Source organism: Pseudomonas chlororaphis subsp. piscium (assembly GCF_003850345.1).
GTDB classification, from domain to species: domain Bacteria; phylum Pseudomonadota; class Gammaproteobacteria; order Pseudomonadales; family Pseudomonadaceae; genus Aquipseudomonas; species Aquipseudomonas piscium.
The window spans coordinates 6,751,927-6,764,114 of record NZ_CP027707.1 but is presented as its reverse complement, the minus strand read 5'-3'; the positions used below and the strand labels follow the sequence as shown (position 1 = coordinate 6,764,114).

10 protein-coding genes are annotated in these 12,188 nt (G+C 63.9%); 8 read left to right on the top strand and 2 right to left on the bottom strand.

All coding sequences use genetic code 11. The features are described from left to right. Positions 1-22 precede the first annotated feature (22 nt). The 5 genes from C4K38_RS30815 (at position 23) to C4K38_RS30795 (ending at position 6,008) form a co-directional block, all read left to right on the top strand. Entirely contained in the window at positions 23-1,933 is a 1,911-nt protein-coding gene (locus C4K38_RS30815) for an ATP-binding cassette domain-containing protein (protein WP_053281376.1), read from the top strand. Next, complete coding sequence (locus C4K38_RS30810; protein WP_053281375.1) at positions 1,933-2,511, top strand: mechanosensitive ion channel family protein; 579 nt, start codon at positions 1,933-1,935, stop codon at positions 2,509-2,511. The genes C4K38_RS30815 and C4K38_RS30810 overlap by 1 nt, the downstream gene beginning before the upstream one ends. A gap of 147 nt (positions 2,512-2,658) precedes the next feature. Next, on the top strand, positions 2,659-3,291 hold the full coding sequence (locus C4K38_RS30805) for a LysE family transporter (RefSeq protein WP_053281374.1): 633 nt from the start codon (positions 2,659-2,661) through the stop codon (positions 3,289-3,291). A gap of 260 nt (positions 3,292-3,551) precedes the next feature. Beyond that, positions 3,552-5,450 carry an FTR1 family protein gene (locus C4K38_RS30800; protein WP_053281373.1) on the top strand — a complete coding sequence of 633 codons (1,899 nt, stop codon included), beginning with the start codon at positions 3,552-3,554 and terminating at the stop codon, positions 5,448-5,450. Positions 5,451-5,552: 102 nt separating this feature from the next. Continuing rightward, positions 5,553-6,008, top strand: coding sequence for a YaiI/YqxD family protein (locus tag C4K38_RS30795; protein WP_053281372.1), 456 nt, complete (start codon positions 5,553-5,555; stop codon positions 6,006-6,008). A 48-nt stretch (positions 6,009-6,056) separates the two neighbouring features. Here the strand turns inward: C4K38_RS30795 and elbB are convergent, their stop codons facing one another. Continuing rightward, the gene (gene elbB, locus C4K38_RS30790; protein WP_053281371.1) at positions 6,057-6,725 is read right to left on the bottom strand and encodes an isoprenoid biosynthesis glyoxalase ElbB; all 669 of its coding nucleotides are present in this window, start codon (positions 6,723-6,725) and stop codon (positions 6,057-6,059) included. Between the two features lie 113 nt (positions 6,726-6,838). On the opposite strand from elbB, the gene C4K38_RS30785 reads away from it, so the two are divergent. Next, on the top strand, positions 6,839-8,074 hold the full coding sequence (locus C4K38_RS30785; RefSeq protein ID WP_053281370.1) for a sterol desaturase family protein: 1,236 nt from the start codon (positions 6,839-6,841) through the stop codon (positions 8,072-8,074). Here C4K38_RS30785 and C4K38_RS30780 read toward each other — a convergent pair. Next, positions 8,055-8,687, bottom strand: a complete 633-nt coding sequence (locus C4K38_RS30780; RefSeq protein WP_053281369.1) for a DedA family protein — start codon at positions 8,685-8,687, stop codon at positions 8,055-8,057. The genes C4K38_RS30785 and C4K38_RS30780 overlap by 20 nt on opposite strands. Before the next feature lie 207 nt (positions 8,688-8,894). Here C4K38_RS30780 and hemB point away from each other — a divergent pair, with 207 nt between their 5' ends. Next, complete coding sequence (hemB, locus tag C4K38_RS30775) at positions 8,895-9,908, top strand: porphobilinogen synthase (protein ID WP_053281368.1); 1,014 nt, start codon at positions 8,895-8,897, stop codon at positions 9,906-9,908. An 18-nt stretch (positions 9,909-9,926) separates the two neighbouring features. Then, positions 9,927-12,146, top strand: coding sequence for a polyphosphate kinase 1 (gene ppk1, locus C4K38_RS30770; RefSeq protein ID WP_053281367.1), 2,220 nt, complete (start codon positions 9,927-9,929; stop codon positions 12,144-12,146). Positions 12,147-12,188 lie beyond the last annotated feature (42 nt).

Here is a 12,188-nt window from a genome sequence, read left to right as displayed (position 1 = left end):
GCTGGTAGACTCCGCCGCCATTATGATTCGACTTCAGAACCTGACTTTACAGCGTGGTCCGCAACGTCTGCTAGAAGACGCCGAGCTGACCCTGCACGCCGGCCAGAAAGCCGGCCTGATCGGTGCCAACGGCGCCGGCAAATCCAGCCTGTTCGCCTTGCTGCGTGGCGAGTTGCACCCGGATTCGGGTGACTGCTTCCTGCCCGCCGACTGGCGTATTGCCCATATGCGCCAGGAGGTCGACACCCTCGAGCGGCTGGCGGTCGACTACGTGCTCGATGGCGACCTGCGCCTGCGTCAGGTGCAGCGTGAGCTGGCCACCGCCGAAGCGGCCCATGACGGTGCGGCCCTGGCGCGTTTGCATGCCGAGCTGGACAGCGCCGACGGTTATACCGCCGACGCCCGGGCGCGCAAGCTGCTGGCTGGCCTGGGCTTTAGCAACGAGCAGATGGACCGTCAGGTCGGCGACTTCTCCGGTGGCTGGCGGATGCGCCTGAACCTGGCGCAGGCACTGATGTGCCCGTCGGACCTGCTGTTGCTCGACGAACCGACCAACCACTTGGACCTCGATGCGATCCTCTGGCTGGAAGACTGGCTCAAGGGCTACCCCGGCACCTTGCTGCTGATTTCCCATGACCGCGATTTCCTCGATGCCGTGGTCGACCATGTGGCTCACGTCGATCAGCGCAAGATCACCCTCTATCGCGGTGGCTACAGCGCCTTCGAGCGCGCCCGTGCCGAACGCCTGGCGCAACAGCAGCAAGCCTACGAGAAGCAGCAGGCGCAACGCGCGCACATGGAAAAGTACATTGCGCGCTTCAAGGCCCAGGCCACCAAGGCCCGCCAGGCCCAGAGCCGGATCAAGGCCCTGGAGCGGATGGAAGAGTTGTCCGCCGCCCATGTCGACTCGCCGTTCGACTTCGTTTTCCGCGAGTCGGAAAAGATCTCCAGCCCGCTCCTCGACCTGTCCGATGCCCGCCTGGGTTACGGCGAGAAGACCGTGCTGGAGAAGGTCAAGCTGCAACTGACCCCGGGTGCGCGCATCGGTCTGCTCGGCCCCAACGGCGCCGGCAAGTCGACCCTGATCAAGAACCTCTCCGGCGAACTGTCGCCGCTGAGCGGCCGCCTGACCCGCGGCGAGAACACCGTGGTCGGCTACTTTGCCCAGCACCAGCTGGACTCACTCGATGCCAAGGCCAGCCCGTTGCTGCATTTGCAGCGCCTGGCGCCGACCGAGCGCGAGCAGACTTTGCGCGATTTTCTCGGCGGCTTCGACTTCCGCGGCGCGCGTATCGACGAGCCGGTGCTGAACTTCTCCGGTGGCGAAAAGGCGCGCCTGGCCCTGGCCCTGATCGCCTGGGACCGCCCGAACCTGCTGCTGCTCGACGAACCGACCAACCACCTGGACCTGGAGATGCGCCTGGCCCTGACCATGGCCCTGCAAGAGTTCAGCGGCGCGGTACTGGTGGTCTCCCACGACCGTCACCTGCTGAAAAGCACCACCGACAACTTCTTCCTGGTGGCCGACGGCAAGGTCGAGGAGTTCGACGGCGACCTGGACGACTACGCACGCTGGCTGGTGGACTACCGCCAGCGCAACGCGCCGGTCAGCACAACCACGGTCAACCCGGACAAGACCGACAAGAAGGCCCAGCGCCAGGCTGCCGCGGCCCTGCGCCAGCAGTTGGCGCCGCACAAGCGCGAAGCCGACAAGCTGGAAACCGAACTGGGCAAGGTCCACGAGCGGCTGGCGAAAATCGAAGCCAACCTCGGCGACAGTGGCATCTACGAAGCGGCCCGCAAGGACGAGTTGCGTGATCTGCTGGCTGAGCAGGCCAAGCTGAAGGTGCGCGAAGGCGAGCTGGAAGAGGCCTGGATGGAAGCCCTGGAACTGCTGGAAAGCATGCAGGCGGAACTGGAAGCCTTGTCCTGATGGAAGCGTTCAAGCTGCCTTTGCCGACCATGTGGATCGAGCCGCTGTGGGTCACAGTACAAATCCTGCTGATCCTCCTGGCTGGCTACATCACCCAGCGTTTTGTCGCGCGCTGCCTGACACGCCTGGGTGAGCGTTACCCGTTCCCGCCGCAGCTGCTGATGCCGCTGCGCGGCGGCTTGCGCTGGCTGATCATGGGCAGCGCGCTGATTTTCGTGCTGGAGCGGCTCGGGGTGTCGGCGACGGTACTCTGGACCGCCCTGTCCGGTTTTGTCGCGGTGGCGGCGGTGGCCTTCTTCGCCATGTGGAGCGTGCTGTCCAACCTGCTCTGCGCCATCCTGATCTTTACCGTGGGCCCGTTCCGCATCGGCGATGTGGTCGAGTTGGTGGACACCCTCGACAAGCCGGGTATCAAGGGGCGGGTGGTGGCAATCAACCTGCTGTACACCTCGCTGATCGAGGCCGAGGAAGCCGGCACTGGCGGTGTTATGGTGCAAGTGCCCAACAGCCTGTTCTTCCAGCGCTCCGTACGCCGTTGGCGTGGTTCCGATACGCTGCCATTCTCCAGCGAGAAGTAGACCTTTCTGGTCCTTGGGGGTTGGCCGTGCGTCCAGCCCTCGCTCGTTTCGCTCCTGCGGGCGCTTCTGTCCGACAAAAATCTATGGTCATCCGCCCGCTGGCGCATTAGCTTAGGCGTCTACGACGAATTCGAGCTGAGGTGTGCGATGGTTCTTGAGACATGGCTGGCGTTTTTTGCCGCTTGCTGGGTGATCAGCCTTTCTCCGGGGGCCGGCGCGATTGCATCGATGTCCTGCGGTCTGCAATACGGTTTCTGGCGCGGTTACTGGAACGCCCTGGGCCTGCAGCTGGGCCTGGCCATGCAGATCGCGATTGTCGCGGCCGGCGTGGGGGCTATTCTCGCGGCATCCTCGACCGCCTTTTACGCGATCAAATGGTTCGGCGTGGCTTACCTGGTCTACCTCGCGGTCAAGCAGTGGCGCGCGCTGCCCAGCGACCTGAGCGACGACGCCGCGATCCGGCCGATCGGTAAACCCCTGGCGCTGGTGTTCCGCGGTTTCCTGGTCAACATCAGCAACCCCAAGGCGCTGGTGTTCATGCTGGCGGTCTTGCCGCAGTTCATCGATCCCCACGCGCCGCTGGTGAAGCAATACCTGATCCTCGGCGCGACCATGATTACCGTCGACCTGATTGTCATGGCCGGCTACACCGGCCTGGCTTCCAAGGTCCTGCGCCTGCTGCGCACGCCCGCCCAGCAATGCCGGATGAACCGCACCTTCGCCGGTCTGTTTCTCGGCGCCGCCGGGTTGCTGGCGACCATTCGTAAAGCGCCGGTCTAAGAGGCTGGCCACACAAAAAGGCGCCCCTCGAGGGCGCCTTTTTCATGCCTGTGTCTCGGGGGGGGGCGTGAGCATGAGCGGGTCCCGGCCGCGCCCGGATTTATTTCATCTTTGTTCAGGAAACCCCGGACCCCAGGTGATTCAAGGCTTTGGCCCGGCATCAGGAACCACGGCGCCTGGGTGTCTGCATGACAGAGCTTGAGTGAAACTCATTGGAAGTGAACAATGTGTTACTTCGTATTTCCATTTGAGATTCGTTCATGACTGCCCCCTCCCGTTTCCTGGCGTGGCTCGTGCTGCCGGTATTGGCCCTGTGCAGCGCCAACCTGCTGGCGGACACCGTAGAAGGCGCGCCCAAGGCGCTGCACCTGCTCGACTACATTGGCGCGGACTACCCACCGACGGTCGAGGCGGGCAAGGTCATTGACGACTCCGAGTACCGTGAGCAGGTCGAGTTCCTCGGCGTGTTGCAGGGGCTGGTCGCCGATTTGCCGGCCAAGCCGGAGAAGGCCGAGCTGGAGCAGGGCATCGCCAGCCTGAACGAGGCAGTCAAGGCCAAGGCGGATGGTGCCCTTGTCGCCCGTCAGGCGCGGCAGCTGGGCGCCAAGCTGGCGGTGGCCTATGAGGTCAGCCAGGCCCCGATCATCACCCCGGACCCGAGCCGTGGCGTGCCTTTGTATGCCCAGCACTGTTCGGTATGTCATGGCGACACCGGCGCCGGCGATGGCCCGGCCGGCGTCGGCCTGACGCCGCCACCGGCCAACCTGCGGGATGCGGCGCGCACGGATCACCTGAGCCTCTACGCGATCTACAACACCCTCGGCCTGGGTGTCGAAGGCACCGACATGCCGTCGTTCGCCGATCAACTGGACGACCGCCAGCGCTGGGACCTGGCGACCTATATCGCCGGTTTCACTGCCGACCCGGCCGCGGCGAAGGGCGACAAGAGCTACAACCTCGCCGACCTGGCCCGCCAGACCCCAAGCGAAGTGCAGGCCGCCGAAGGCCCGCAGGCCGCGGCCACCTTCCGTGCCCAGCGCGCCCTGCCGCCACAGGTCAAGCGCGGCCCGGCGCAACTGCTCGACTACACCGCCTCGACCCTGGACAAGAGCCTGGCCGCCTACCGCGCCGGTGACCACGAACAGGCCTACGACCTGTCGGTGGCGGCTTACCTGGAGGGCTTCGAGCTGGTGGAAAGCTCCCTCGACAACGTCGACGCCAACGTGCGCAAGGACACCGAGAAAGCCCTGATGGCCTACCGTCAGGCACTGCAGGACGGTTTGCCGGCAGAGCAGGCCGAGCAGCGTCTGGATGCCGCCAAGGCCAAGCTGAAGGAGTCGGCGGGCCTGTTGGGCAGCGATGGCTTGAGTTGGTCCCTGAGCTACATCTCCGGCTTGCTGATCCTGCTGCGCGAGGGCCTGGAAGCGATCCTGGTGCTGGCGGCGATCCTGGCCTTCCTGCGCAATACCGGCCAGCAATCGGCGGTGCGCAGCGTCAACGTCGGTTGGGGCCTGGCCTTGCTGGCCGGCCTGGGTACCTGGGCACTGGCGGCGTATGTGATCGACGTCAGCGGCTCCCAGCGCGAGTTGCTGGAAGGCGCCACGGCCCTGTTCGCCAGTGTCATGGTGCTGTGGCTCGGCGTGTGGATGCACGATCGCCGGCACGCGGCGGCCTGGCAGGACTACATCAAGAGCAGCCTGGTGGGCGGTGGCGGCCGTTTCGGCTTTGCGGTGCTGGCGTTCTTTTCGGTCTATCGCGAGCTGTTCGAGGTGATCCTGTTCTACGAAACCCTGTGGCTGCAGGCCGGCCCGGCGGGCCACAACGCAGTGCTGGCTGGCGGCGCCACGGCGCTGGTGCTGTTGTTCGGCCTGGCCTGGGTGATCCTGCGCGGTTCGGCCAAGCTGCCGCTGGCCCTGTTCTTCGGCATCAACGCGGCATTGCTGTGCGCCTTGTCGGTGGTGTTTGCCGGGCATGGCGTCAAGGCGCTGCAGGAGGCCGGAGTCTTCGGTACGCGGCCAGTGGCGTTCTTCGACTTCGACTGGCTGGGGATTCACGCCGATGCCTACTCGCTGACGGCACAGGCGGTGGCGATCGTGGCGATCATCGTGCTCTACAGTCGCAGCCGCATCACCGAGAAACGGCGGACCCAGGTTTCCTGAGGCATCCACTTCGCGCATTATCGCGGGCAAGCCGCGCTCCCACAGTTCATCGAGATCTGTAGGAGCGAGGCTTGCCCGCGATGCTTTCAGAGGAATAACGCAATGCGTGTGTGGATCGATGCCGACGCCTGCCCCAAGGCGGCGAAGGATCAGGTGGTGAGGTTTGCCCTCAAGCGCCAGTTCGAGCTGTTGCTGGTGGCGGGGCAGCCGCAGATCAAGCCGGCCTTTGCCTGCGTCAAGCTGATCGTGGTGCCCAGCGGCCCGGATGCGGCCGATGATTATCTGGTGGAACACGCGGTGCCGGGCGAACTGGTGATCTGCAGCGACGTGCCCCTGGCCGATCGGCTGGTGAAGAAGGGCGTTGCCGCCCTCGACCCACGGGGCAAGGAGTTCGATGCGCAGAACATGGGTGAGCGGCTGGCGGTGCGTAACCTGTTTACCGATCTGCGCGAGCAGGGGCAGGTCGGTGGCGGGCCGGGCGCTTATGGGGATCGCGAGAAGCAGGCCTTCGCCAACGCCCTGGACCGCATCCTGACGCGGCTGGCGCGTCAGGCCTGACGGGGGCCGTAAGGCGAGGGCGCTTGCCGGCTCGCCACGGTGCTGGGGTTATTCGTCGTTTTCGTGGGTCAGTTCCAGCACCCGATCCACCAGCTTATTGATTCCGGCCGCTGCTTCGCTGATGGACTGCGCGAGCATGTAGGCCGGGGTGCTGACTAGCTTGCGCGCCTTGTCCTCGATGATGTCGCCGACGGCGCATTCTGCGTGGGTCGCGCCCATCTTGCTCACGGCGGCCGCGGTGTCGGCATCGTTGCCGATGGTGCAGGTGACGCCCGGGCCGTAGATCTTCGCCGCCAATGCCGGCGAGATGCAGATCAGGCCCACCGGCTTGCCGGCTTCGGCGAAGGCTTCGGTCAGTGCCAGGACATCCGGCTGGACCGTGCAGCCGGCCCCTTCCACGGCGAAGTTGGAGAGGTTTTTCGCCGCGCCAAAGCCGCCCGGCACGATCAGCGCGTCGAAGTCTTCGGCGTCGGCGTCGCGGATGTCTTTCACCTGGCCACGGGCGATGCGCGCCGACTCCACCAGGACATTGCGCGACTCGGGCATCTCTGCGCCGGTCAGGTGGTTGATCACATGCAACTGGGCGATGTTCGGGGCGAAGCACTGTACCTGGGCGCCACGCTGGTCCAGACGCAGCAGGGTGATGACGCTTTCATGGATCTCGGCACCGTCGTAGACGCCACAGCCGGAAAGGATCACTGCAACTTTTTTGCTCATGGTTTTTTCTCCAGATTCATGGCGTTAAATGTCCACTAATTTGTCGCCCGTTGCCATAGGGTTATCCCGCCGCTCGACCTAATCTTCGATCAGGATTCCGATCAGGTCGTGTCATGAATTTCATTCTTTATGCGGTGCCGTTCTTCTTTGTGCTGATAACCCTCGAACTGCTGGTCGACCGCTGGCGGGGGGTGAATAACTATCGGGTCGCGGACGCCATCAACAGCCTCAGTACCGGGGCCCTGTCGACCACCACCGGGCTGCTGACCAAGGGCGTTGGCCTGGTGACCTACGCCTATGCCCTGGAGCACCTGGGGCTCTTTACCCTGTCGGCCGAGAGCGCCTGGGTCTGGGTGTTCGCCTTTGTCCTCTACGACTTCTGCTACTACTGGCTGCACCGCATGGGCCATGAGCGCAACATTCTCTGGGCGGCGCATTCGGTGCATCACCAGAGCGAGGACTACAACCTCTCCACGGCGCTGCGCCAGACCAGCACCGGCTTCCTGCTGAGCTGGATTTTCTACCTGCCGATGGCCGTGCTGGGGGTGCCGCTGCTGGTGTTTGTCAGCGTGGGGGCGCTGAACCTGCTGTATCAGTTCTGGGTGCACACCCGGCATATTCCCAAGCTGGGCTGGTTCGAATGGTTTTTCGTCTCGCCGTCCAATCATCGGGCCCACCATGCGCAGAACGCTCTCTACATGGATCGCAACTACGGCGGCGTGTTCATTATTTGGGACCGGCTGTTCGGCACCTTTCAGGAGGAGGACGACAACGAGCCGGTGGTCTTCGGCGTCACCACGCCCCTGGCCAGTTGGAACCCGGTGTGGGCCAACCTGCAGTTCTATGCCCAGTTGCTGGACGATGCGCGGCGTACCGAGCGCTTGTGGGACAAGCTGCGGATCTGGTTCATGCGCACCGGCTGGCGCCCGGCGGATGTGGCGGCCAAGTACCCGCTGCGCAAGCCGGACCTGAGCCAGTTCCGCAAGTTCGAGGTGCCGCTGGATGCCTGGCAGCAGGGGTATGTGGTGTTGCAGTTCGCGGCGTACGCGGCCTTTGGCAGCTACCTGATGAACCTGGGCGACAGCCTGCCGGTCGCGGCCCTGGTGCTGGGCTGGAGCGCCATGGCCTTCGGTCTGTTCGTGCTGGGGGTGGCGCTGGAGAATCGCCCGTGGGCGCTGAAGATGGAGTTGCTACGGCTGGCGTCGAACCTGCCGCTGGTGTGGCTGGCGCCCCTGGTCGGGCTGTGGCCGGCCAGCGCCTTGGGCTGGGTCGGCCTGATCAGTTACAGCCTGCTCAGTGGCATCGCGCTTTACTGCTGCCGGGGCCGCCTTACTCGACTGGCGTCTTAGACTTGCAGCAATCGCTCTGTTCGTTCTGCTTGACCTGTTCGGCTTCGTAGACCGCCTTGGCCAGCCGCGCATTCTTGAAGCGGCGGCGCAGCCACAGGACAAAGCCCAGGACCAGCAAGGCGCCGAGCACCCACAGTTCGTATTTCTTGATGCTGCCCAGCATGCCTTCGAGCACGGCGCCGAAGTGGTAGGCCGCGGCGGCCAGGGCGGCGGCCCAGATCGCGGCGCCAATGCCGTTGAGCAACAGATAACGTCCCGGTGGGTACCCCGACAAGCCGATGGCCACCGGCATCACGGTACGCAGGCCGTAGACGAAGCGGAAGCTCAGCACCCAGATGTCCGGATGCTTGCGGATATGCTCCAGCGCCCGATCGCCCATCAATTGCCAGCGCGGCTTGCGCGCCAAGAGCTTGCGCCCGTGCTTGCGTCCCAGGAAGTACCACAGCTGATCGCCGGCATAGCTGCCGAAGAAGGCCACGACCACCACCAGGTTGATGTCCATGTATCCACGGAACGCCAGGAAGCCTGCGAGTACCAGAATGGTTTCGCCTTCGAAGAACGTGCCGAGAAAGAGGGCAAAGTAGCCGAAGTCATGCAGAAATTGTTGGAGCATTGTCTGGGTGCTGGCGAAATGAACGCGCAGCCTAACCCTTCGAGCCCATGGAGGAAAGTATCCAAATGTGTCTCGACGTGAACAAATGCTGGCTGGACAATAGCTGCGACTACCGGTCACAGGGTTAAGCACAACTGTCATCCGTTCGTCATAATGGCCGCTTATAACTGTCACGCTCGCCCGCCTGTGCGGGCTCAGGAGTCTGTCGTGAGCTTTACCCCAGCCAACCGTTTGTTTCCTGCCACTCGCCTGCGCCGCAATCGCCGTGATGATTTTTCTCGTCGTCTGGTTCGTGAAAACGTCCTGACCACCGATGACCTGATCCTGCCGGTATTCGTGCTCGACGGTGAGAATCGCCGGGAAGCGGTGGCGTCGATGCCGGGCGTCGAGCGCCTGACCATCGACCTGCTGCTGGAGGAAGCGGCGAAGTGGGTCGAGCTGGGGATTCCCGCGCTGGCGTTGTTCCCGGTGACCCCGTCGCAGCTCAAGTCGCTGGACGCCGCCGAAGCCTGGAACCCGAACGGCATTGCCCAGCGCGCTACCCGCGCGCTGCGTGAGCGTTTCCCAGAGCTGGGGGTGATCACCGACGTCGCGCTCGACCCGTTCACCACCCACGGCCAGGACGGCATCCTCGACGAAGAAGGCTATGTGCAGAACGACATCACCGTCGATGCGCTGGTCAAGCAAGCCCTGTCCCATGCCGAAGCCGGCGCCCAGGTGGTCGCGCCTTCGGACATGATGGACGGCCGCATCCAGGCGATCCGCGAAGCCCTGGAGCTGGCCGGGCACGTCAACGTGCGGATCATGGCCTATTCGGCCAAGTACGCCAGCGCCTATTACGGCCCGTTCCGCGATGCGGTCGGCTCGGCGCTGAACCTGGGCAAGGCCAACAAGGCCTCCTACCAGATGGACCCGGCCAACAGCCACGAAGCCCTGCATGAAGTGGCCGCCGACCTCGCCGAAGGCGCGGACATGGTCATGGTCAAGCCGGGCATGCCGTACCTGGACATCCTTTTGCGGGTCAAAGATGAATTCAAGGTGCCGACCTTTGTCTATCAGGTCAGCGGCGAATACGCCATGCACATGGCGGCGATCCAGAATGGCTGGTTGAGCGAAGGGGTTATTCTCGAATCCTTGACCGCCTTTAAACGCGCGGGTGCCGATGGCATCCTGACTTACTTTGCCGTTCGTGCTGCTCAATTGTTACGAGAGCAAAAATAGCCCTCCCAGGAACACGCGATGAATACCGAAGGACTCACTGAAGTTGCCGTAAAAGAAGCTCAACCCGTGGTCGAGCAGGTCGTTGAAACACCACCGGAGCTGGAAGCCCCGCCGGTGCAAGCGGACGCACCGCATGTGGCGATGCCGACCCTGGTCATCCCGAGCCTGGATGACAGCAGCCTGTATATCCATCGCGAGCTGTCGCAACTGCAGTTCAACATCCGCGTGCTGGAGCAGGCGCTGGATGAGTCCTACCCGTTGCTGGAGCGCCTGAAGTTCCTGCTGATCTTCTCCAGCAACCTGGACGAGTTCTTCGAGATCCGCGTCGCCGGCCTGAAGAAGCAGATCACCTTCGCCCGTGAGCAGGCCGGTGCCGATGGCCTGCAGCCGCACCAGGCCCTGGCGCGCATCAGCGACCTGGTGCACGGTCATGTCGACCGCCAGTACGCGATCCTCAACGACATCCTGTTGCCGGAGCTGGAGAAGCATCAGGTCCGCTTCATCCGTCGCCGTTACTGGACCGCCAAGCTCAAGACCTGGGTTCGTCGTTACTTTCGCGACGAGATCGCGCCGATCATCACCCCGATCGGCCTCGATCCGACACACCCGTTCCCGCTGCTGGTGAACAAGAGCCTGAACTTCATCGTCGAACTCGAAGGGATCGACGCCTTCGGTCGCGATTCCGGCCTGGCGATCATCCCGGCGCCGCGCCTGTTGCCGCGGATCATCAAGGTGCCGGAAGAAGTCGGCGGCCCTGGCGACAACTATGTATTCCTCTCGTCGATGATCCACGCCCACGCCGACGACCTGTTCCAGGGCATGAAGGTAAAGGGCTGCTATCAGTTCCGCCTGACCCGGAACGCCGACCTGGCGGTGGACACCGAGGACGTCGAAGACCTGGCCCGCGCCCTGCGCGGCGAGCTGTTCTCCCGTCGTTACGGCGACGCGGTGCGTCTGGAAGTGGCCGACACTTGCCCGAAACACCTGTCCGACTACCTGCTCAAGCAGTTCAACCTGAGCGAGACCGAGCTGTACCAGGTCAACGGTCCGGTGAACCTGACGCGCCTGTTCAGCATCACTGGCCTGGACAGCCATCCGGAGCTGCAATACACGCCGTTCACCCCGCAGATTCCCAAACTGCTGCAGAACAGCGAGAACATCTTCAGCGTGATCAGCAAGCAGGACATCCTGCTGCTGCACCCGTTCGAGTCCTTCACTCCGGTGGTCGACCTGCTGCGTCAGGCGGCCAAGGATCCGCACGTGCTGGCGGTGCGCCAGACCCTGTACCGCAGTGGCGCGAACTCGGAAATCGTTGATGCGCTGGTGGATGCGGCACGTAACGGCAAGGAAGTCACTGCGGTGATCGAGCTGCGCGCGCGCTTCGACGAAGAGTCCAACCTGCAACTGGCCAGCCGCCTGCAAGCGGCCGGCGCGGTGGTGATCTACGGCGTGGTCGGTTTCAAGACCCACGCCAAGATGATGCTGATCCTGCGTCGCGAAGCCGGCGAGATCGTGCGCTACGCCCACCTGGGCACCGGCAACTACCACGCCGGCAACGCCCGCCTGTACACCGACTACAGCCTGCTGACGTCCGACGACGCCTTGTGCGAAGACGTCGGCAAGCTCTTCAGCCAGTTGATCGGCATGGGCAAGACCCTGCGCATGAAGAAGCTGCTGCACGCGCCCTTCACCCTGAAGAAGGGCATGCTCGACATGATCGCCCGGGAGACCCAGTTCGCCCTGGACGGCAAGCCGGCGCACATCATCGCCAAGTTCAACTCGCTGACCGATCCGAAGATCATCCGCGCGCTGTACAAGGCCAGCCAGTCGGGCGTGCGTATCGACCTGGTGGTGCGGGGCATGTGCTGCCTGCGTCCGGGGATCGCCGGCGTGTCGCACAACATCCATGTGCGTTCGATCATCGGCCGCTTCCTGGAGCACACCCGGGTGTTCTACTTCCTCAATGGCGGCGAGGAGCAGATGTTCCTGTCCAGCGCCGACTGGATGGAGCGCAACCTCGACAAGCGCGTCGAGACCTGCTTCCCGGTCGAGGGTAAGAAGCTGATTCTGCGGGTCAAGAAGGAGCTGGAAAGTTATCTCACCGATAACACCCACAGCTGGAGCCTGCAGTCGGACGGTCGCTACATCCGCAACACGCCGACCGGCAACCAGAACCCGCGCAGCGCCCAGGCCACATTGCTGGAGCGCCTGAGCAATCCGGTGCTGGCGGTGCGCTAAGCACCTCAGGTGCCGCCAACAAAAAAGGCCAGCCCGAGTATC

Excerpts from the sequence above, each read along its gene's own strand:
- C4K38_RS30815 (WP_053281376.1), top strand. The coding sequence starts at position 23 with ATGATTCGACTTCAGAACCTGACTTTACAGCGTGGTCCGCAACGTCTG.
- C4K38_RS30785 (WP_053281370.1), top strand. The coding sequence starts at position 6,839 with ATGAATTTCATTCTTTATGCGGTGCCGTTCTTCTTTGTGCTGATAACC.
- C4K38_RS30805 (WP_053281374.1), top strand. The coding sequence starts at position 2,659 with ATGGTTCTTGAGACATGGCTGGCGTTTTTTGCCGCTTGCTGGGTGATC.
- C4K38_RS30780 (WP_053281369.1), bottom strand. The coding sequence starts at position 8,687 with ATGCTCCAACAATTTCTGCATGACTTCGGCTACTTTGCCCTCTTTCTC.
- elbB (WP_053281371.1), bottom strand. The coding sequence starts at position 6,725 with ATGAGCAAAAAAGTTGCAGTGATCCTTTCCGGCTGTGGCGTCTACGAC.
- C4K38_RS30810 (WP_053281375.1), top strand. The coding sequence starts at position 1,933 with ATGGAAGCGTTCAAGCTGCCTTTGCCGACCATGTGGATCGAGCCGCTG.
- C4K38_RS30795 (WP_053281372.1), top strand. The coding sequence starts at position 5,553 with ATGCGTGTGTGGATCGATGCCGACGCCTGCCCCAAGGCGGCGAAGGAT.
- C4K38_RS30800 (WP_053281373.1), top strand. The coding sequence starts at position 3,552 with ATGACTGCCCCCTCCCGTTTCCTGGCGTGGCTCGTGCTGCCGGTATTG.
- ppk1 (WP_053281367.1), top strand. The coding sequence starts at position 9,927 with ATGAATACCGAAGGACTCACTGAAGTTGCCGTAAAAGAAGCTCAACCC.